The sequence below is a fragment of the Nocardia sp. NPDC004711 genome (assembly GCF_053601595.1).
On the sequence record NZ_JBSGCB010000044.1, the window covers coordinates 1 to 20,439 of the forward strand.

At 68.5% G+C, this 20,439-nt stretch carries 16 protein-coding genes; 10 read left to right on the forward strand and 6 right to left on the reverse strand.

The annotated features are described in order from the left end of the window. Positions 1–599: PIN domain-containing protein (locus tag ACWEKS_RS34925; protein WP_452344058.1), on the forward strand; the 599-nt coding region annotated here is incomplete at its 5' end. A gap of 212 nt (positions 600–811) precedes the next feature. On the opposite strand, the gene ACWEKS_RS34930 is transcribed toward ACWEKS_RS34925, so the two are convergent. Beyond that, positions 812–1,747 carry an undecaprenyl-diphosphate phosphatase gene (locus tag ACWEKS_RS34930; protein ID WP_452344059.1) on the reverse strand — a complete coding sequence of 312 codons (936 nt, stop codon included), beginning with the start codon at positions 1,745–1,747 and terminating at the stop codon, positions 812–814. Positions 1,748–2,140: 393 nt separating this feature from the next. Here ACWEKS_RS34930 and ACWEKS_RS34935 point away from each other — a divergent pair, with 393 nt between their 5' ends. Genes ACWEKS_RS34935 through ACWEKS_RS34945 form a run of 3 tightly spaced genes read left to right on the forward strand, consistent with a single transcriptional unit; the run spans position 2,141 to position 5,796 of the window. Continuing rightward, complete coding sequence (locus ACWEKS_RS34935; RefSeq protein ID WP_452344060.1) at positions 2,141–3,139, forward strand: SGNH/GDSL hydrolase family protein; 999 nt, start codon at positions 2,141–2,143, stop codon at positions 3,137–3,139. A 58-nt stretch (positions 3,140–3,197) separates the two neighbouring features. After that, a complete protein-coding gene (locus ACWEKS_RS34940) occupies positions 3,198–4,754 on the forward strand; it encodes an ArnT family glycosyltransferase (RefSeq protein WP_452344061.1) in 1,557 nt (518 codons plus the stop codon). A 31-nt stretch (positions 4,755–4,785) separates the two neighbouring features. Beyond that, positions 4,786–5,796 carry an SGNH/GDSL hydrolase family protein gene (locus ACWEKS_RS34945; protein WP_452344062.1) on the forward strand — a complete coding sequence of 337 codons (1,011 nt, stop codon included), beginning with the start codon at positions 4,786–4,788 and terminating at the stop codon, positions 5,794–5,796. Between the two features lie 13 nt (positions 5,797–5,809). Here ACWEKS_RS34945 and ACWEKS_RS34950 read toward each other — a convergent pair whose 3' ends face one another. From ACWEKS_RS34950 to fdxA, 4 genes are all read right to left on the reverse strand, one after another. Then, complete coding sequence (locus ACWEKS_RS34950) at positions 5,810–6,778, reverse strand: SDR family NAD(P)-dependent oxidoreductase (RefSeq protein ID WP_452344063.1); 969 nt, start codon at positions 6,776–6,778, stop codon at positions 5,810–5,812. A gap of 34 nt (positions 6,779–6,812) precedes the next feature. Next, a complete protein-coding gene (locus ACWEKS_RS34955) occupies positions 6,813–8,228 on the reverse strand; it encodes a glycoside hydrolase family 27 protein (RefSeq protein ID WP_452344064.1) in 1,416 nt (471 codons plus the stop codon). 29 nt (positions 8,229–8,257) lie between these two features. Next, positions 8,258–8,842 (reverse strand): LppP/LprE family lipoprotein, encoded by a 585-nt coding sequence (locus ACWEKS_RS34960; protein WP_452344065.1) that lies wholly within the window; start codon positions 8,840–8,842, stop codon positions 8,258–8,260. A 122-nt stretch (positions 8,843–8,964) separates the two neighbouring features. Beyond that, complete coding sequence (fdxA, locus tag ACWEKS_RS34965; RefSeq protein ID WP_452344066.1) at positions 8,965–9,300, reverse strand: ferredoxin; 336 nt, start codon at positions 9,298–9,300, stop codon at positions 8,965–8,967. Positions 9,301–9,456: 156 nt separating this feature from the next. On the opposite strand from fdxA, the gene ACWEKS_RS34970 reads away from it, so the two are divergent. Then, positions 9,457–10,413, forward strand: coding sequence for a LysR family transcriptional regulator (locus ACWEKS_RS34970; RefSeq protein ID WP_452344067.1), 957 nt, complete (start codon positions 9,457–9,459; stop codon positions 10,411–10,413). Positions 10,414–10,643: 230 nt separating this feature from the next. Here the strand turns inward: ACWEKS_RS34970 and ACWEKS_RS34975 are convergent, their stop codons facing one another. Continuing rightward, entirely contained in the window at positions 10,644–11,675 is a 1,032-nt protein-coding gene (locus ACWEKS_RS34975) for a LacI family DNA-binding transcriptional regulator (protein WP_452344068.1), read from the reverse strand. A gap of 141 nt (positions 11,676–11,816) precedes the next feature. On the opposite strand from ACWEKS_RS34975, the gene ACWEKS_RS34980 reads away from it, so the two are divergent. From ACWEKS_RS34980 to ACWEKS_RS35000, 5 genes are all read left to right on the forward strand, one after another. After that, positions 11,817–13,187: an MFS transporter gene (locus ACWEKS_RS34980; RefSeq protein WP_452344069.1), complete on the forward strand. Its 1,371-nt coding sequence runs from the start codon at positions 11,817–11,819 to the stop codon at positions 13,185–13,187. A gap of 4 nt (positions 13,188–13,191) precedes the next feature. Further along, complete coding sequence (locus tag ACWEKS_RS34985; protein WP_452344070.1) at positions 13,192–14,877, forward strand: hypothetical protein; 1,686 nt, start codon at positions 13,192–13,194, stop codon at positions 14,875–14,877. 71 nt (positions 14,878–14,948) lie between these two features. Next, positions 14,949–15,431 carry an Lrp/AsnC family transcriptional regulator gene (locus tag ACWEKS_RS34990; protein ID WP_452344071.1) on the forward strand — a complete coding sequence of 161 codons (483 nt, stop codon included), beginning with the start codon at positions 14,949–14,951 and terminating at the stop codon, positions 15,429–15,431. A 244-nt stretch (positions 15,432–15,675) separates the two neighbouring features. Next, the gene (locus tag ACWEKS_RS34995) at positions 15,676–19,170 is read left to right on the forward strand and encodes an indolepyruvate ferredoxin oxidoreductase family protein (RefSeq protein WP_452344072.1); all 3,495 of its coding nucleotides are present in this window, start codon (positions 15,676–15,678) and stop codon (positions 19,168–19,170) included. A 175-nt stretch (positions 19,171–19,345) separates the two neighbouring features. Continuing rightward, positions 19,346–20,416: a Glu/Leu/Phe/Val family dehydrogenase gene (locus ACWEKS_RS35000; RefSeq protein ID WP_452344117.1), complete on the forward strand. Its 1,071-nt coding sequence runs from the start codon at positions 19,346–19,348 to the stop codon at positions 20,414–20,416. Positions 20,417–20,439: the final 23 nt, after the last annotated feature.

The following is a 20,439-nucleotide window of genomic DNA, read 5'->3' on the forward strand; positions in this document are numbered from 1 at the left end:
CCTGGTTGTGGGGGCGTTTGGCTTCTTCTAATACTTTCATCAAACATGCTGATGGGGTGGCACCGCTGCGCGGTGCCACCCCATCACTCACTTCGAGACACAACCTAGCCGAAGCAGATCTCATACAACCGCTGTGGTCAGCCGAGGTCCTGGCCGAGTTGCAACGCAATCTCGCAGCCGCGCATGGCGATGACGCCCGCCGGACCGCACAAGTAGACCGCTTGATCGACACATTGCGGACGTTCTTCCCCGACGCCATGGTCGAGGGTTATGAAGAGCTGACCGAACGAATGGAGAACCACCCCAAGGACAGACACGTCCTTGCGGCCGCGCTACAGGGAAATGCCGACGCGCTGCTGACCTTCAATATCAAAGACTTCAAGGTCAGACCCATCGGCGACGGATTCCCCGAACTGATGCATCCGGACGACTTCCTACTGGACATGCTGGATCTAGCCCCCGGGCAGGTAGTCCGATTGCTCCAAACGCAAGTCGCCCAACACAAGCGACCCCCGAAACACCTCCAGGGTCTGCTCGATGTCCTCGACCGATCCGGGGTATCGGGCTTCGCCGCCGAAGTACGCCGGCACCTGGACTGAATCCAAGGATTCAGCGAATACCTCCGGAGCAACATGGGATTGCGGATGCACTGACGGGATCGATCCACACCATCGGGCTCGAGGTCGGCCGAGCGCCCGTGGTCACTCGCTCCCGCCCCAACTTGCCCCCACGTTCACAGAATCTGCTCTGCAGCTGGGGATTTCACGTTCAATAGCGCCGCTGGAGAACGCGCTGGGGATTCGGTTCTGTCTCACATGAATCGGATGGTCGACAGGGTGCCCGCGATGATGCAGTAGGCCGCGAACGGGAGGAGGGTGCGGGTGCGGAAGTAGCGCTCGAGGTAGCGCACCGCCAACCATGAGCAGGTTCCGGAGACGAAGGCGCCGAGGAGGACCGGGCCGCGGATGGCGGCGATCCTCGGTTCGGCGAGCTCCGGCAGCTCGACCAGGCCGGCGCCCAGAATCGTCGGAGTGGCGAGCAGGAAGGCGAATTTGGCGGCGTGCTCATTTTCCAGACCGCGCCACAGGCCACCGACCATGGTGAGTCCCGCGCGGCTGAAGCCGGTCAGCAGTGCGCCGGCTTGGGCGAAGCCGACACCGATGGCGTCCAGGGGGCTCAGGGCAGCCAGCGGGCGGTCGGTCTGACGGGGGCGTTTCGGTCCGGCGGGGTGAACAGACCGGTGGGCCTCACGGCGGCCGAACCGGCGACCGTATTCCGCCAATGTCGGTTCGTTGCGCCTGCGCAATCCCTCGCCGATGACGAGCACGACACCGTTCAAGGTCAGGAAGACACTGGTGTCGACGGGCGTGGTGAACAGCGCGTGCAGCGGGCGATCCAGGAAAGGGCCCAGGACCGCGACGGGAAGAGTGGCGAGAACGATCAGCCAGGCGAGTCGCTGCGGAACGGTTTCCGCGCGCCGGGTTCGCAACGTGGCCAGGAAACCGGCGATGATGGCCCGCCAGTCACGCCAGTAGTAGCCGAGCAACGCGATCGCCGTGGCCACGTGCAATGCCACCACGAAGGCCAGATAGGTCGCACCCCGGCCGGATCTTCCCACTGTCACCTGCTTCCAGCTACCACCGACCCAATCCGCGACCAGGACCGAGTGCCCCAGGCTCGAGATCGGGAACAGTTCGGTGACACCCTGTACGGCGCCGATGACAGCGGCTTGCAAGTAGGTGATCATCGGCTCGAGTTTCGCACGGGTGTTTCGCCGCAACCCTGAGACCCCTATCGATGGGCAGTTTGTCCGAATCAACCACTCCGCCAATCACTTACGGGAACTGAGCACCGGACGCCGCACGCATCATTCGGCCTGTTCGAATGGCCGCCACGAGGCGAAAAACAGTATGAGGACAGCAGATTCGCTGCCCGAAACCCGAATCAGGCGTCGACTGAGTGAATTTCGGGTCACCCCACCCCGTGAGCCGGAGCACCCCCCGGCGAGTCCGGCAGTCCACCAGCCGCTTGCTTGCCGAGAAAGTGAAAAGAAGATATTTTGCTTTATCTGTCAGACGCTGTGACCTGCGTCATGGTCGACACCCTATGCGGGCTGGCCGTGGCCCGATGAGGATTTGCATTGACCAGTTCCTGGACTACAGGCCGGGCCGTGTTCCGGCTCCGGCTGGGCGCCGCCGTCGGCGTGCTCGCCGCGGCCGTGTCGGTGAGTACGGCCGACGCCGAACCCGCACCGGCACCGGGCCGCGCGCTCGTCGTGCTCGGTGACTCGTACACCGCGAACCCACCGTGCGATGCGGTGCTGGTGAAATGCGCGGACGAGAACAGCACCGGTCTGCAGGCCTGTTTACACGGCCCCACCTCGTGGCCCGTTCAACTGAGTGGGCTGATGGGCATCGCCGCCGAGGACGTCGAGAACAACTCGTGCTCCAGCGCGACCATCGATACCGGTCCGGTGACATCGACCGGGGAGAAGGTTCCCGGCCGGGACGGATACACCCTGACGCAGGAGGTGCTCGAAGCCGCTCGGGACGGGTCGTTCGGGCCGCGGACCCAGGTGGTGGCGATCCAGCTGGGCTTCAACGACGCGTGGCCGAAGGATGACGCGATCACCGCCGATGCGACCAGGGTGTTCACCTGCGTGTTCAACCTCGTCGAGGGCTGCGACGAGAACGCGGTGGCCGAGGGCCGGTGGCCGGTGCTCGATGCGATCACCGGAGCGGCCTACGCCGACCGCATCCGCAAAGTCGTCGACTACGTGAAGTACTACGCGCCGAACGCGAGGATCGAACTGGTCGGCTATCCCGAGGTGGCGCCGGAGGGCGCCTCGGAGTGGTGCTTCGACTTCCTCGGCCTCGTCCGCTGGGTGCAGCCGCGGGCTCGCGCCATGGTCGAGTTCTGGAACCGGCTCCAGGATGCGCAACGCGACGCGGCCGGGATGCTCCAGATCGACTTCGTCGACGTGAAGCAGGCGACCGCGGGCCACGGATTGTGTTCTGCCGATCCGTGGTTCAACGGCTTCCTCGATCCGCAGATCAACCTGGCCGGCTTGCCCTTCCATCCCTCACCCCGCGGGGACGCCGTCGTGGCCGCCACCGTCTACAGCCACGTCGCGCACTGACACGGCCTCACCCTGCCAGCCGGACGAGTACCGCCGTGGCGCATCCATCGGAGAAGCAATGACGCTCACGTACACCCCAGAATCCGAATCGACCTCGGCGCCACCCGAATTCGCGTGGCGCGGCGTCCTGCTGGTCTCGGGGTTGATCACGCTCGTCTGGTCCATCTCCGCAGCCCGGTTCCAGCTCGCCGGTGACGAGCTGTACTACCTCGCGTGTGGCCGGCGCCTGGCGGTCGATTACGTCGACAACGGACCGGTGATACCGCTGATCGCGCGGGCAGCCGACGTGATCGCCCCCGGATCGGTTCTCGCGCTGCGGATCCCGGGGTTGCTGCTGCTGATCGCGGTGTCCGTCCTCGCGGCGGCGGTGGCCCGCGAATGCGGTGCGCGGCCGCGCTACCAGATGCTCGCCGCGGCGGGGTACGCCGTCTCACCGTTCGTCGTCGCCTACACCGTGCTGGACAGCGTCGCATTCGACGTGGCGTTCCAGGCGCTGATCATCTGGCTGCTGGTTCGCTGGGTGCGCACCCGCCGGGACCGCTTGCTCATCGCCGCGGGTGTGGCGGCGGCGATCGACGTGCAGGACAAATGGCTGGTGCTGATGCTGGGGGCCTGTGTCGCCCTCGGCATTCTCGCCGTCGGACCCCGCGAGGTCTTGCGCCGCCCCGCACTGTGGGCAGGGCTGTCGATCTTCGCGGCCGCCATGACGCCCGCCCTGCTGTGGCAGGCCTCCCACCATTGGCCACAGCTGGCGACCAACAGCGCCATCGCCCAGGAAACGGCGGGGAGCGACGGCGGACAGCTGGGGACGGTCGTGGCGATCATGGTGGTCACCGGATTCCTCGGCGGCGGGCTGGGCGTGCTGGGCCTGTACGGCCTGGCTCGGGAGCCGAAGCTGCGGCCGTATCGGTTCGTGCTGATCGCCGCCTTGCTGATGGTGGTTCTGGTCGTCGTCGGACACGGCCGGTCCTATTACGTCGCCGGGATCGTTCCCGCGATCTTCGGCGCGGGCGCGTCGATCCTGAACGGCTTCCTGGACGCCGCGGGTACCCGCGCCCTGCTGCTGCGGCGGTTGTTCACCGGCCTCACCGTCCTCTCGGCGGTGCTGACCGCCTGCTTGGCGCTGCTCCCCTACCCCAAGAGCTGGATCGACGTGCCGGACACCGGCTACTGGGGCTTTCTGCAGCACTACGGCAACGACAACTGGGAGGACCTGGCCGACGCGGTGCACAAGGTGGCGATCGGCCTGCCGGCCGAGGAACAGGCCGGCGCCGTCGTCGTCACCGAGGCCTACAACGAGGCCGGGGCGCTCGACCATTACGGCCGGTCCCAATGGATTCCGCCGGTCTACAGCCCCAATCGTGGCTTCGCCGAATGGGGTCCGCCGCCGGACTCGGCCACGACCGTCATGTATGTCGGCTACAACGACGGACCGGAGCTGCGGGCCTTCCTGGCGAATTTCGCCCACACCACACCGGCTTTGCAGATGGACAACCCGCTCGGCATCCCCGGACAGAATCACCACGTGACCGTGTGGATCTGCCGCGAGCCCCTGGTTCCCATGTCCGTCGCCTGGCCGAAGTTGACCTATATGGTTGTCCCACCGGCCTCTTGAGCGAGAGTGCCGACGTCATCGAGGATTTGCATTGATCAGTTTCAGGACCAGCGGCGGGGCCGTGCTTCCACTCAGGCTGGCCGCCGCCGTCGCCGTTCTCGCCGCGGCCGGCTCGATAGGCACCGCCGCCGCCGACGAACCCGCTCCCGTCGAGGGCAAAACGCTTGTGGTCATGGGTGATTCGTTCGCCGCGAACCCGCCGTGCGATGGGGTCCTGGTGAAATGCGACGGCAACAACGACGTCGCGGCGCACGAATGCCTGCACCGCGACACGTCCTGGCCCGTCCAGCTGAGCGCGCTCATGGGCGTCGCCGGAACCTCGGACTTCGAGAACGCCACCTGCACCAACGCGTCGATCGACAGCGGCCCCGTGACCTCGAGCGGGCAGCAGGTTCCGGGCCGCGACGGCTACACCCTGGCGCAGCTGGCGATCAAGGCCGCCAAGAACGGGGCGTTCGGGCCACGCACCCAGGTGGTGGCGATCCAGCTGGGAGCCAACGACGAGTGGCCGCATGATTCGGCGACCACTGCCGATGCCCCCGCCCAATTGACCTGCGCGTTCAACATCTCTCAGGGTTGCGACGCGGACGCGGCGTCCCAGGGCCGATGGCCCGACCTCGACACGGTCAACGGACCGGCCTACGCCGATCGCATCCGCAAAGTCGTCGACTATGTGAAGTACTACGCCCCCAACGCCAAGATCGAACTGGTCGGCTATCCCGAACTGGCCCCGGCGAACTCGACCGCCTGGTGTCTCGACGTCCTTGGCGTCTTCCGCTACGTCCAGCCCCGAGCCACCGCTATCAACGAATTCTGGAACCGCCTGGACGACGCCGAACGCGATGCCGCCCAAGCCCTTTCCATCGACTTCGTCGACGCCCGGACCCCCACCGCCGGCCACGGCCTCTGCTCCCCCGACCCCTGGCTCCTCTCCATCCTGGACCCCAAGGTGAACCTCGTCGGCCTCCCCTTCCACCCCACTCCCCGCGGCGACTCCGCGGTAGCCGCCGAGGTCCACAGCCGCATCACGCAGACCCGTTGATCCGAAGTCACGGCTATCCCGCGTAGGCGGTCTTGCCGCCGTCGATCACCATCTGGGCGGCGGTCATGTACGGGAAGTCGTCGGAGGCCAGGGCCAGGGCGAAGGCGGCTATCTCGTCGGGGGTGGCCATGCGGCGCAGGCCGGGGACGTGCTGTTTGCCGTAGACCTCGGTCATGGTCTTCCATACCTCGTCGGGGAGGTTCATCGCGCCTGCCGCGCGCCGGACCAGTTCGGTGTCGGTGGTGCCGGGGATGAGGGTGTTGATGCGAATGTTCTTGTCCGCGTAGTCGTAGGCGGCCGCTTGGACCATGCCGACCAGCCCGCGTTTGGCGGCGGTGTAGGCGGCCCGGCCCTCGGTGGTGGCGATGGCGTTGGACGAGGAGGTGACGACCACGACCCCGCCGCCGCGGGCGATCAGGTGCGGGATCTCGTATTTCAAGGCCAGGAAGTTGCCGCGCAGGTCGGTGTCGACGACGTCGTCCCATTCGGCGGAGCTGTACTCGTGCAAGGCTTTCTGCAGCGTGATGCCCGCATTGTTGAAGCAGACGTCGAGCCCGCCGTACTTGTCGGCGACCGCGTCCACGAACTGGCGCACATCGGATTCCACCCGGACATCGGCCCGGATGTAGGTGGCTTCCCCGCCCGCCGCCCGAATCTGCTGTTCGACCTGGCGGCCGAGTTGTTCTCTGCGGCCGCAGAATCCGACGTGCCCGCCCTCGGCGGCGAACATCAGGGCGGCCGAGCGGCCGATGCCGGAGGTGGCGCCGGTGATCAGCACTACCTTCCGGTCGAAACGCCGTGCGCCGGAAGGCTTTACCACGGGGGTCGGCGCCCCGCCCTGGACGAGGGCGATGCCGCCGGCCGCGCCCGCCGCCGCGGTGAGGGTCGCGGCGACTCCGGTGGTGGTGAGGAGCCGTCGCCTGCTGACCCCCGAGGCGGGGCCGGGTTCAGCGGCGGATTCGGGCTCAGTGCTGGCATCCATAATGGATAGCGTAACTATCGGATAGTTCTACTGTCTACTCTTCGGATGGGATTGCCGCGCAGCCGGAACCGACCTCGAACATGGCCACACCATGCGCTGGAATATCGGCGGCGCTCAGCGCACCGGTGGTCGTGGTGTCGGTGTGCGTCCACAGATTGCGCACCGAGTAACACTCCGCCTGCCGCAATCCGGTTGCGGCCAGCCCGGTTTCGATGGTCGCCGCCCGATCGCCGGGATTGAACACGGCCACCGCCACCGCGCCGCCGGCGAGCGGCTTGACCAGGATCCGCCCGTCCCCCGGCAACGGCGTCGCCTGCGCCACCCGCGAATCCTGGTCCACGGCAATGACATCGGCATTGGTCAGCAGGGCGCGGGTCTGCTCGGACATCGCGCGCACATCGTTGCCGGCGATCAGCGGCGCCGCGAGCATGGCCCACAGCGAGAAGTGCGCGCGCTGCTCCTCGGGATCGAGGCTGAACTGCGGATCACGCAGGCGGCCGACCACCTCGGGCGACAGATCGAACGACGTCTCGAGTTCCAGAATCTGGCGGGTCGTCAACGGCCCGGCCAGGACATCGGCGGGATAGCCCGCCAGATGCGCGCCGATGAACTCGGTCAGCGGCAGCCCGACCACCATCATGTCGGGATCGTTCCAGTAGCCGGGGCGGGCGCGGGTGGCCAGCGGTTCGGCCGCCCCCAGCTCGTCGGTGACACCGATCAGGCCGCGGCCGGATCGGGTGGCCAGGCGCTGATCCGGCGACCCGTTGTGCCACAGCGGAATCAGATCCGCGGTATTGCGGGTCATATCCGAGATGGTCGACCAGTCGTAGTCCCCGCCCGCGTGCAGGTTGCCGGAACTGTTCGGGTTGATGCTGTAGACGATCCGCCGCCCGCTGGCGCGCAGGGCATCCCGCATGGCGGTGAAGGCGGGCACCTGCTCGGCGAGGTCGGTGTCGGCCCGGCACCAGTCGTACTTGAGGAAGTCGACGCCCCAGCCCGCGAAGGTCCGCGCATCCGCTGTCTCGTGCCCGCGACCGGCATTGTCGGGCGTCTGCCCGCAGGTCTCGTTGTAGGGGCTCGAGTACAGGCCCAGATACATGCCGCGCGCGTGCGCGTAGTCGGCGAGCGCGGCCATGCCGTGCGGGAACCGCCGCGGATCGGCCCGCAGGTTCCCGGTGGCGTCGCGTTTCGGGGCAGCCCATCCGGCATCCAGATTCACGTAGCGGTATCCGGCGTCGCGCATGCCGGAGCCGACCATGGTGTCGATGACCTCGTGGATGTTCTGCTCGGTCAGCGGAATTCCGGAATTCCACGAATTCCAGCCCATGGGCGGGGTGAGCCGGCCGCCGACCGCCGCGATCGGGGCGGGACGCGGCGGCGCGGCCGCGGTGTCGGCGGTCAGCAGAGCGGTGGCGGCGACCAGCGCGAAGGACAGGATTCCAACTCGCACGCGGGACGTCTCCTCGGGTGACGGACGGTTCAATTGTGCGGCGGGAGCTGGCCGTCGGCCTTCACAGTAGTGCCGGTGAGAGTAAAGGTGACCACGCTGGGTCCGCCCTGGGGACAGCACATGGGGTCGTTGCCGTTGAGCCAGTGGTAGGTGAGCGACAGCGAGGTGCGGGTCTTGCCGGTCACCATCGTGTACATGTACGGGTTGGGGGTGGCCGTCCCCAGATACGTGCCGTTGGTGAAGAGCAGAACGTGGGTGTACGGGTGGTTGGTGTCGGAATTGACCGTCATCCAGGACAGCACCCCGGCACAACCCGCGGAGATCTGGTCATCGGCGGCCTGACCTGTCTTCCACCCGCCGACCGGCGGCGGCGACAGCCGCGCGATGGCCTCTCGGGCCAGGTCGGAATTGATGTCGAGGCAGAGCCCGTGGCCGCTGCCCGCCGGGGCGTCGGACTGCTGGGCGGCGGCGGGAGCCGAAGTGGGGGCCGTGGAACTGGGGCCGGTCGAGGTGGTGGTGGTCCCGCAGCCGGTGGCCACCGCCGCGAGGGCAGCGCCCATCGCGAGAATCGCCACTGACCTGGTCTTGATGGCATCCCGCCGCGCACGTGTCACCTCTAGATCATCGGGGTGCCAGGAACTCGCGTTAGCGGCAGGGTCCCGATACGGGGGTCGCCGGCATGCCGTCGGCGGGTGCCGCGTTCTGCCACAAGCGATTCGCCGAACTGCCCCAGCCCCTACCTCCGATACGCCGCCACGAACGACGTGTCGACACCCGCCTTGCCGAATCGGAAGGCCCCGCCGGGCGCTCCGAGCGCCTCGGTGCGGCCCGGCAGCGGCTCGTCGAAGAACCGCCGATTCTCGGCGATGAACCCCTCCTGCCCATCCGGCATATCGTCCTCGTAGTAGATGGCCTCGACCGGGCAGACCGGTTCGCAGGCGCCGCAGTCGGTGCATTCGTCGGGGTTGATGTAGGCCATGCGGTCGCCGATGTAGATGCAGTCGAGGGGGCACTCCTCGATGCAGGCACGGTCCAGGACGTCGACGCAGTCGGCTCCGATGACGAAAGTCATGTTGTCTCCCGAGGATTCGATGCCGCGGCCGATCGGTCACGGGCGGGCACGGTTCCAGCCTGACCGTCGGAGGCACGGTCCGGTAGCCGTCGAATATCGAGCACCTCATAAGCCGGGCTTATGCGCGGCCGCACCAGCCCCGCATAATCGAGCCTTATGACCCTGCCCCCGGGAACCCCCGACCTGAAGGTGCTGGATCTGCTCACGTCGGTGGCCGAACTGGGCAGTCTCGGCGCCGCTGCTCGCCGCCACGGCATCACCCAGCCGGCCGCCAGCCAGCGGATCACCGCGCTGGAGCGGCGGTTGCGTTTGCGGCTGCTGGACCGCCGGCCGACCGGGTCCACGCTGACCGAGGCGGGGCGCAAGGTGGTCGAGTATGCACGGCCGATGCTGTCCGCCGCGCAGGCGTTCGGCGCGGGCGTCGCGGCCCTGCGCACCCCGGACCGGCCGCGACTGCATATCGCCGCGTCGAAAACCATTGCCGACCATCGCATGTCGCAGTGGCTGGGCGTGCTCCGGGAGACGCATCCGGAGGTGACGGTGGCCTTGGAGGTGGGCAACTCGCGCCAGGTCGAGTCGTGGGTGCGGCTGGGGCAGGCCGATCTCGGCTTCGTCGAGGGCCCCAATCCCCCGATCGAACTCGACGCCCGGATACTCGGCACCGACGATCTGGTGCTGGTGGTGGGCCCCGATCACCCGTGGGCCCGCCGCCACGCCCCGGTCACCGTGCACGAATTGGCGGCCACCCCGCTGCTGTGGCGCGAACCCGGCTCGGGTACCCGCGCCACTGTCTGGGAGGTGCTCACCACCGACTCCGATCCGGCCCGCCCCGCCGCCGAACTCGGTTCGACGGCAGCGATTCTCGCCACCGCCCGGACCGGCGTCGCCCCCGCCATCCTGAGCCGGCTCCTCACCGACGCCGACCTCCGCACCGGCACCCTGATAGAAATTCCGGTCGCCGACGCGGTACTGACCCGCCACTTCCGCGCCGTCTGGCGGAAGCAATCACCCCCGGCCACCCACGCGGCCCAACTTCTCCACTGCGCCACCCGAGTCGAGCAGAACCGAACCAGCGGCACGACTCGAGCGATCCAGGCCGACAGCGCGTCCTAGCCGATCCGGCGCAGCGGCGGCGCCCGCGAGCCGAACCTGTGGCACGGCCGGCCGATCAGACCAATGGCACGGCCAGCCGACCAGACCAATGACGCGGCCAGCCGACCGGACCTGCGGCGCGGCCGGCCGATCTCAAAGCGGCGGCGCGGCCCGAACGCCCCGGGGCGGCTGCGCGGCCGGTCCGATCCGACGCAGCGGCGGCTGCCGGCCGAGCCGGGGCGCGGTGCGATCTAGGTGGGGCGGGGTGGTGGGGCGGTTGAGGATCGGGTCTCGAGGTGGACCGGGACGACGATGTTGGGCTGGTCGATCGGGCGGGAGTGGAGGGCGTCGATCAGGAGGGTGGCGGCGCGGCAGCCGATGGCGTGGCGGTCCACGGCGAGGGTGGTCAGGGCCGGGGACAGGGAGGGGGAGGTGGGGAGGTCGTCGTGGCCGATGACCGAAACGTCCTCGGGTACACGGAGTCCGCAGTCGGCGGCGGACAGGTAGACGGTGTGGGCGATGTAGTCGCTGTTGGTGATGAACGCGGTGGGCCGATCGTCCGGGTGCACCCGCAGGGCCGCGGTGACGGCGGGGCGGGCCGCGTCGGCGGAGAGTTCGGTGGTCACGGGCAGGGCGGTGAAGCCGAGTTCGCCGCCGAGCCGCCGGAAGCGTTCCAGCCGTTCGGGATCCGGGGACTTCTCCGGTGGCGCCACCACCATGGCCAGCCGCCGGTGTCCCAGTCCGAGCAGATGCCGCACCGCGAGATCGACCGAGGTCTCCTGGTCCGAGCGCACGCTCATGGTGAGCCCGGGATGCTCGCGGTCGGCGGTGTCGAGCAGCACCACGGGCCGCCGGGTGACCGAATGCCATTCCCGCGCATGCGGACTCGTGCCGATGGGCGCGATGGCCAGCCCGTCCACGGCCCGATGCTGGAAAGCGTCGAGCAGCTGCCGCTCCCGGCCGGCGTCGTAGCGCGAGGAGCCGACCATGACGTCGTAGCCCGCGGCGGAACAAGTTTCGTCGAAGCCGTCGATCACATCCAGGAAGTGCGGGTTGCGCAGGTTGCGGATGAGCAGTCCCAGTACCCGGGTGCGCCGGGTGCGCAGGGCGACCGCGGAGGCATTGGGCCGGTAGCCGAGTTCGGCGGCGCGTTGGAGAATGCGCTCTCGCAGCTGGTCGCTGACGCCGGGCCGCCCGGCGAGTGCCAGGCTGACCGCCGAAATGGAGACTCCGAGCGATATCGCCACATCGCGCTGCGTGATCGGTTCGCTCCCGGCTACCACGGAGAGAAACACTAGCGAACGGAGGCTGAACTCGGATGACCGCGCTCTGAACTCTCGACAACGTCCGGGGCAAGCGCTCGCTTCGACGCCTCTACCTTTGCTAAAACGATTGAGCAATTCGATCTCCCAGGAAGGACCATCGTGTCCAGCGATGCCTTTTCAGTCCTCGACTCCACCGAGCTGACCACCTTCCACCGCAAGGTGACCGTGCTCTCGGCCGCCGGCATGTTCCTCGACGGCTTCGACATCACGGTGATCGCGGTCGCGCTGCCGACCGTCACCAGGCAGTGGCACCTGTCCACCTTCATGGCCGGTGCGCTCTCCGCGGCCGCGGTGGTCGGAATGTTCGTGGGCGCGTTGGTCTTCGGCGGCCTCACCGACCGGCTGGGCCGCAAGAAGATGTACCTGGTGAACCTCATCGGGTTCGTCTTCTTCGCCCTGGTCGCCGCGCTGGCCCAGGACGTCTGGCAGCTGCTGGTCTGCCGCTTTCTGCTGGGCCTGGCCCTGGGCGCGGACTACACCATCTCCACCTCACTGCTCGCGGAATACGCGCCCGCCCAACGACGCGGCAGCCTCATGTGCCGCCTCGGCGCCACCTGGTTCGTGGGCGCGGCGACCACCTACGCCTTCGCGCTGGCCCTGCTCCCGCTCGGCGACGCCAGGTGGCGCGTGATGCTGGTCCTGGGTGCGATATTCGCGCTGATCGTGCTGTGGATGCGGCGCAGCATCCCGGAATCCCCGCGCTGGCTGGCCGCCCAGGGCCGTGGCGAGGAGGCGAACGCGGTGCTCACCGGACTCGGCGACACCACCGCACCGCTGTCCGGACCCGCTGCGCCGCAGCATGATTCGCCGTGGCGCACGCTGCTGACCATGCCACTGCTGCGCTACACGTTCTTCTGCTGCGGGTTCTGGTTCATGTACACGCTGTCTTACTACGGCATCACGCTGTATACGCCGACCATCCTCGAGCAGGTCACCACCAGTACGACCGGCACCTACACGGGTTCGCTGATCATCGCCCTGGTCGGCGTCGCGGGCGCGTTCACCGGTGTCGCCCTGGTGGATCGGGTGGGCCGCCGCCCGCTGCTGATCGTCGGCTTCATCGGCATGTTCTTCGCCCTGACGGCGCTGGCGCTGTGGCAGAACCCGGGACTGACCGGCCTGGTGGTGCTGCTCGGCGCGGCGGTGCTGTTCGCCAATTCCGGGCCGGGCATCGTGAACCTGGTCTATCCGAGCGAGGTCTTCCCGACCGCCGTGCGCGCCACCGCCAATGGCCTGGGCACCGCGGTGTCGCGGATCGGCGCGATCATCGGCACCCTGTGGCTGCCCACGCTGATCAAGTCGTGGGGCCTGCACCACGTGCTGTGGCTGTTCGTGGGCGCGAGTGTCATCGGCCTGGCCATCGCGGCCACGCTGGCCCCGGAGACCAAGGGCCGCACGCTGGAAGAGCTCTCGGCGGAGATCTCCGGCCGGGCGCAATCCGATTCGGCCGCACCGGAATCCGTGGGCTGAACCGGTGACCTTTCCCGATCACACGATCCGGCCGGGCGCGGCACTCGACGCGGACGGCCGGTATCGGGGCCTGGAACGCGGTCCGGCCGAACCGCGGTCGGTCCGCACCGAGCTCGCCCCCGGCGCCACCCTCGACCCGGGCGCGACCGTGGCGCGATTCGTCCAGCTGACCGACTTCCAGATCGCCGATCCCGTCTCCCCAGGCCGCCTCACCTTTCTGCACGGATTGGCGGGCCGGCCCGGGTGGGAGTTCATGTTCCCGGCCTACCGCCCGCAGGAACCGGTGGCGTTGCATGCCTTCGAGGCCACCATTCGCACACTGCGCGAACTCGGCACGGACACCATCGATTTCGTCGTCACCACCGGCGACAATATCGACAGCGCGCAGTCCAACGAGCTGTCGGCCCTGCTCGCCCTGCTGGACGGCGACACCGTACTCGACCCGAACTTCGGTGCGGCCGAGACGAAAACGCTGCCCGCGTACGCCGTCTCGGCCGAGTTCTACAACCCGGAACCGGAATCCCGCGACGTCTACAAGCGCGAGCACGGATTCCCCGACGTCCGGGGCCTGCTGGCGGCCGCAGCCCGCCCCTTCGGCACCCGCGGCCTGGGCGTGCCCTGGCTGGCCTGCTTCGGCAACCACGACTGCCTGGTCCAGGGCCGCGCGCCCGTCACAGCGGAGTATCAGGCGCTGGTCACCGGCGACAGCGCACCGACTGCGCTGGGCATCGACCCGCCCGCCGATCCGATGCGGCGGTACCTGCCCGATCCGACCGTGCTCTCGCAGGGTCCGGCCGTACCCATCGCCGCCCGGGCCGACCGCCGGGTCATCAGCCCGGCCGAATACGTGCGCGCCCATCTGGACAGCCCCACCGAGCCGCGCGGCCACGGCTTCACCGAGCAGAACCTGATCGAGGGCACCACCTACTACAGCTACGACGCGGTCCACGGCGTGCGGATGATCGTGCTGGACTCCACCCACCCCGCCGGCCACGTCACCGGCAGTATCGGTGCACGCCAATGGGATTGGCTGGTCGATCAGCTGATCGCGGCGCACTCGTCGTATCGCGGCGAGGACGGCGCGATCGTCCGGACCGGGAACCGGGACCGCGTCGTGATCATCGCCTCCCACCACGGTCTGGGCATGCTGACCAACACGACGCCCGACCCGCACGGCGAAACCCGCTATCTCGCCGCCGATCTGGAGGCGCTGCTGCACCGCTTCGGCAATGTGGTGCTGTGGATCGCCGGGCACGAGCACCGCAACGAGGTGACCCCGCGCCACCGTCCCGATCCGCAGGAGGACCCCGCGGGCGGATTCTGGCACGTACTCACCTCCGGCCTGTGCGAATGGCCCTGCCAGACCCGCCTACTGGAACTGGCCCTCCCCCAGCAGGATTCGAATCACCTGATCATCCGTTCCACCATGATCGATCACTCGGCCCCCGAACGGCCCGGCCCGGCCCTGGAACTGCTCGACCTCGCGTCCCTGCATCGCGAGCTGTCGTTCAACGAGCCCACCCGGGTCGGCGGACCGCACTCCGCGGGCACCCCGGCCGATCGCACCGTGGACCTGATCGTCCCCGTATCCCCCGCACTGCTCACCTCCCTGCGCGGTGCAATCGCGAGTAGCGAACGACCCTCGACGGGCGATCACGAGGGGAATGCCGTGGTCCTGGACCTGAGCTGAGCCACGACCGGCGGGCCGGAGCGACTTTTCCGGCCCGCCGGCCCCGGCCTGCCGCTGTGCGACAATGCGGCATGAGCATCAAGATCGACGGCCTCGATTCCGCGCTGCTCGCGGAGTTGGCGGCCGATCCGCGGGTGCCGATTCTGGAGTTGGCGCAGCGGCTGGGGATCGCGCGCAACACCGTGCAGGCGCGGATGAAGCGGCTCGAGGCGTCCGGCGCGGTGCGGGGGTATCCGCCGGACGTGGATCTGCAGGCCATCGGGTTCGCGGTGCACGCGTTCCTGGGCATCGAGCTGAACCAGAACAAGATGAACGACATCGTCGAGGCGTTGCGGGAGTTCCCGAACGTGCTCGAGGTGCACGCGACGACCGGGCGCGGAGATCTGCTGGTGCGGATCGCGGCCCGGTCCCAGCCGGATCTGCTGTCCATCATCCAGCGCGTGCACGCGATTCCCGGCGTGAAGCACACCGAAACCATGCTGGCCCTCGCGACTCCGGTCGAGTACCGGTCGCTGCCGCTCGTCGAGCATCTGACGAGCCGGCCCGCCGAATGACGAACCGGCCCCGGCGCATCAGGATGGGCCGGAGCCGGGGACACTCGAGCGGACTTCCGCGTGGACGCTCGAGCAAAATGCTACGTACGTCACAGTGTTCCAGATCACTTTTGAGCAGTCTGATCAACTTTTCGCGCATCTGTTGACACGGATCACACACCACGGCAGATTTCGCTGCACCGATCGCTTTGGTCCCTTGGTTTGCAGCTCACGATCTGGGCTGTGGAGAGTGTGGTGACTGTTCATGACCGACGTTGCCTGCGCGCCTGCCCGACAGGCCGAACCGGCTACGCCCTACGACCTCGCCGACCGCTACCGGTCCGGCGCAGGCCCGGTCCTTCTCACCGGTGTGCAGGCCATCGCCCGCCTGCTGGTGGAACAGCATGTCCGCGATATGCGCGCCGGCCACCGGGTCGCGACCTTCGTGTCCGGGTATCAGGGCAGCCCCCTGGGCGGGGTCGACAAGATGCTGCTGGGCATGCCGAATGTGCTGTCCGAACACGACATCGCCTTCGTGCCGGGCTTCAACGAGGAGCTCGCCGCCACCTCGGTGTGGGGTAGCCAGGCGGATCTGCCTGCCGGGACGGCGACGCACGACGGCGTCGTCGGTGTGTGGTACGGCAAGGGCCCCGGCGTCGACCGGGCCACCGACGCCATCCGGCACGCCAATATGTACGGGGTGAATCCGCGTGGCGGCGTGCTGCTGCTGGTGGGCGACGATCCGGCCTCGAAGTCCTCGACCGTACCCGCGGTGAGCGAGCGGTCGCTGGCGGCCATGGGGGTGCCGGTGCTGTTCCCGCGCAATGCCCGCGAGATCATCACCATGGGCATGCAGGGGGTGGCGCTGTCGCGGGCCTCGGGCTGCATCGTGGCCCTGAAGATCGTGGCGGATGTCGCCGACGGCGCGTGGACGGTGGATTCCTCGGTCGCCGAGCTCCCCATCTCGGTACCCGAAGTGCAGTGGGAGGGAAAGACTTTCGCCTACCGGCAGCGGCCGATGGCGGCGCCCGCGGACAGTGTGCTGGCCGAGGCCGACCTGTACGGGCCGCGCTGGGCCACCGTGCGCGCCTTCGGGACGGCCAATGATCTCGACGTCATCGAGGTGGATCCGGCGCACGCGCGGATCGGTATCGCGGCCACCGGCACCACCTTCGACGCGGTGCGTCAGGCGCTGGTCGATCTGGGTGTGGACGAGGCGGCCATGCACCGCGCGGGCATTCGCCTGCTGCGCATCGGCATGCCGTATCCGGTTGGGGCACAGCGGGTCACCGAGTTCGCCCGGGGGCTGGAGCAGGTGATCGTGGTCGAGGACAAGACCGCGTTCATCGAGACCCAGATCCGCGAAATCCTGTACGGCACCGTCGATGCCCCGCGGATCCTCGGCAAGCTGGACGGAAACGGCCTGCCGCTCATGCCGTTCGACGGCGAGCTCACCGCGGGCCGGCTGCTGGCCCCGCTGCGGCGGGTGCTGCGCGAGCGGGTCGAGCTGAAGAAGGCTCCGCCGCCGGCGCTTTCGCTGGAGGTGCTGTCCGCCAAGCGCACCCCGTACTTCTGCAGCGGCTGCCCGCACAACCGCTCCACCGCCCTGCCCGAGGGCTCGATCGGCGGTGGCGGCATCGGCTGCCATACCCTGGTCACCCTGTCCGGGCGCAGCGACAGCGCGGTCACCGGCCTGACCCAGATGGGTGGTGAGGGCAGCCAGTGGATCGGGCAGGCGCCGTTCACCGATGTGCCGCACCTGTTCCAGAACATCGGCGACGGGACGTTCTTCCACTCCGGGCAGCTGGCCATCCAGGCGTGCGTGGCGGCGGGGGTGAACATCACCTACAAGCTGCTCTACAACGAGGTCGTCGCCATGACCGGCGCGCAGGATGTGGAGGGCGGGCTGACGGTCGCGAAGCTGACCCACAAGCTGACCGTCGAGGGTGTGAAGCAGATCGTCATCTGCGCCGACGATCCCAAGCGGCACAACAGGAAGGCGCTGGCCAAGGGCACGCTGCTGTGGCATCGCGACCGGCTCGACGAGGCGCAGAAGATGCTGCGCGAGATCGAGGGCGTCACCGTCCTGATCTACGACCAGCACTGCGCCGCCGACGCCCGCCGCCAGCGCAAGCGCGGCACGCTGCCGGTGCGCAATACCCGCGTCGTGATCAACGAGGCGGTGTGCGAGGGCTGCGGCGACTGCGGCACCAAGTCGAACTGCCTGTCGGTGCAGCCGGTGGAGACCGAGTTCGGGCGCAAGACGCGCATCGACCAGACCTCCTGCAATACCGACTACAGCTGCCTGGACGGCGACTGCCCGTCGTTCGTGACGGTGGAGTTGAACCCGGATGCCAAGGGACGCAAGGGTTCCAAGTCGACCGCTCCGAAGCGCCGGAAGGCTGCCGAGCCGCCCATGGTGGCCGATCCGGGGCTCGGCGCTCCACTGGGTACACAGAACGTGCTGATCGCGGGCATCGGCGGCACCGGCATCGTGACGGTGAACCAGGTGCTGGCTACCGCCGCGCTGCGGGCCGGGTACGCGGTCGAGAGCCTGGACCAGATCGGGCTCAGCCAGAAGGCCGGGCCGGTGCTGTCCCACCTGCGGTTCTCCACAACGGAATTGGAGCCGTCCAACCGGCTCACCCCGGGCAGCGCGGACTGCATCATGGCCATCGATCTGCTGACCGCCGCCGATCCCAAGAACCTGCAGTACGGCAATCCGGCTGCGACGGTCGTGGTCGCCTCGACCAGCCAGACCCCGACCGGTGACATGGTCTACGACAAGTCGGTCACCTACCCGGAGACCGGGCCGCTGCTGGATCGGCTTGCGGCGGTGTCGGATTCGCAGTTCGGCTTCGATGCCCTGGCGGCCGCGCAGCAGCTGTTCGGGAACACCGCCGCCGCCAACTTCCTGATGGTCGGGGCGGCCTTCCAGACCGGCGGCCTGCGGCTGCCCGCCGCGGCGATCGAAGAGGCGATCACCATCAACGGGGTCGCGGTGTCGGCCAATATCGCGGCATTCCGCTGGGGTCGCGTGGCCATCGCGGATCCGGCCGCCTTCGCGGCTGCCACCGATACTGCTGCGGCACAGCGCACTCCGCGCATCGCCCCCGCCGAGCTACTGGCCGGCACCAGCTTCGAGGGCGAGGTCCGGCGACTGGTGGAACTGCGGGCCGCCGAGCTGATCGGTTACCAGAACGCCACGGTCGCCCGCCGCTACATCGACACCGTCCAGGCCGCCTGGAGCGCCGAGCGTGCGGTCACCGAGCGCACTGAGTTCAGCGAGGCCGTGGCGCGCGGGCTGTACAAGTTCACCGCCTACAAGGACGAGTACGAGGTGGCCCGCCTGCTGGTCGACCCGGCCTTCCTCGACGAGGTGCGGGCCCAGGTCCCGGGCGGCGAGAACCTCACCTACAAGCTGCATCCCCCGGTGCTCCGCGCCCTCGGCCGCAAGAAGAAGATCGGCCTCACCCCCAAATCCCATGTGGCCCTGAAGCTGCTCGCCAAGGGCAAGTCCCTGCGCGGCACCAAGCTCGACCCCTTCGGCTACGCCCATGTCCGCAAGGTGGAGCGGGAGTTGCTGTCCCACTACACCGATATGGTCCGCCGCCTCGCGGCCGATCTCACCACCGACGGCTACGCCACCGCCACCGAGGCGGCGGCCCTGCCCGACCTGGTCCGCGGCTACGAGGACGTGAAGCTCGGCAATGTCGAGCTCTACCGCGCCCGCCTCCGCGAGTTCGGCCTCGACGGCTGACCCGGGCCGCTCACCCTTCCAACTCCACACCCGACGCAGTACGGCGGCATCGTTCCCGCCGCCGTACCGCGGTGACCTGTGCCCGGAATCCGGGCACGACACCCGGCCGCCCACCACGCGGCCACCACCCAGCCGCCACAAGCGGCGTCCACGAAAGGAATCGATTGTGACCGCAATGCACACCGACGCAGGGGTTTTCGGCCGCTCGCACGAGTTGAGCGCCCGGCGCCACGAGCAGGTGGTGTTCTGCGAGGACGACAAGAGCGGACTCAAGGCGATCATCGCGATTCACTCGACCACGCTGGGTCCGGCGCTCGGCGGCACCCGGATGTACCCCTACGCCTCGGAGGCCGCGGCGCTGGACGATGTGCTGCGACTGTCGTGGGGCATGACCTACAAGGCGGCCGCCGCCGGTCTGAACCTGGGCGGCGGCAAGGCCGTCATCATCGGCGATCCGGCCCTCGACAAGAGCGAGGAGCTGTTCGCGGCGTACGCGCGGTTCGTCGAATCCCTCGGCGGGCGCTACATCACCGCGGGCGATGTGGGCACCAATACCGATGATCTGGACGCCATCGGCCGCTACACCAGCCATGTCACCGGCCGCAGCACCGCGGCGGGCGGTTCCGGCGACAGCGCCCGGCTCACCGCGCTGGGCGTGTTCAACGCCATGCGCGCCGGCGCCGAATCCGTGTGGGGCGCACCCACACTGGCGGGTCGCACGGTCGGCGTCGAGGGTGTCGGCAAGGTCGGCCGCGAACTCATCCAGCTGCTGCTCGCCGACGGCGCGGAGGTCTGCGCGACCGACGTGAACGAGGCGGCGCTGGAACGCATTTCGAAGGACAATCCGTCGGTTCGACTGTTGAGCAACGTATCCACCGCTCCGGTCGACGTCTACGCCCCCTGCGCCCTCGGCGGCACGCTCACCGCGTCCAGCGCCGAGGCCATCGAGGCGAAACTCGTCTGCGGCGCCGCCAACAACCAGTTGGCGACGCCCGCAGTGGAATACGCCCTGAACGAGCGAGGCATCACCTGGGTCCCGGATTTCGTGGCCAATGGCGGTGGGCTCGTTCAGGTGGCCGGTGAACTGCGTCAGGCAGCACCGGCCGAGGTCGAAGATGCGGTGAGGGGCATCTTCGACCGCTGCCGCGACATCATCGCGGAATCCAAGGCCGAGGGAATCGGCACCGGAGCGGCGGCCAACAGGTTCGCGGAGCGGCGTCTCGACGCCATTCCGCGGGCCCTCTGATCGCCGCACCGTAGTTTCAGAGA

What these genes read in the sequence shown, in the direction of transcription:
- ACWEKS_RS34995 (WP_452344072.1), top strand. Translation starts at nt 15,676, where the DNA reads ATGACCGACGTTGCCTGCGCGCCTGCCCGACAGGCCGAACCGGCTACG.
- ACWEKS_RS34970 (WP_452344067.1), top strand. Translation starts at nt 9,457, where the DNA reads ATGACCCTGCCCCCGGGAACCCCCGACCTGAAGGTGCTGGATCTGCTC.
- ACWEKS_RS34990 (WP_452344071.1), top strand. Translation starts at nt 14,949, where the DNA reads ATGAGCATCAAGATCGACGGCCTCGATTCCGCGCTGCTCGCGGAGTTG.
- ACWEKS_RS35000 (WP_452344117.1), top strand. Translation starts at nt 19,346, where the DNA reads ATGCACACCGACGCAGGGGTTTTCGGCCGCTCGCACGAGTTGAGCGCC.
- ACWEKS_RS34950 (WP_452344063.1), bottom strand. Translation starts at nt 6,778, where the DNA reads ATGGATGCCAGCACTGAGCCCGAATCCGCCGCTGAACCCGGCCCCGCC.
- ACWEKS_RS34940 (WP_452344061.1), top strand. Translation starts at nt 3,198, where the DNA reads ATGACGCTCACGTACACCCCAGAATCCGAATCGACCTCGGCGCCACCC.
- fdxA (WP_452344066.1), bottom strand. Translation starts at nt 9,300, where the DNA reads ATGACTTTCGTCATCGGAGCCGACTGCGTCGACGTCCTGGACCGTGCC.
- ACWEKS_RS34930 (WP_452344059.1), bottom strand. Translation starts at nt 1,747, where the DNA reads ATGATCACCTACTTGCAAGCCGCTGTCATCGGCGCCGTACAGGGTGTC.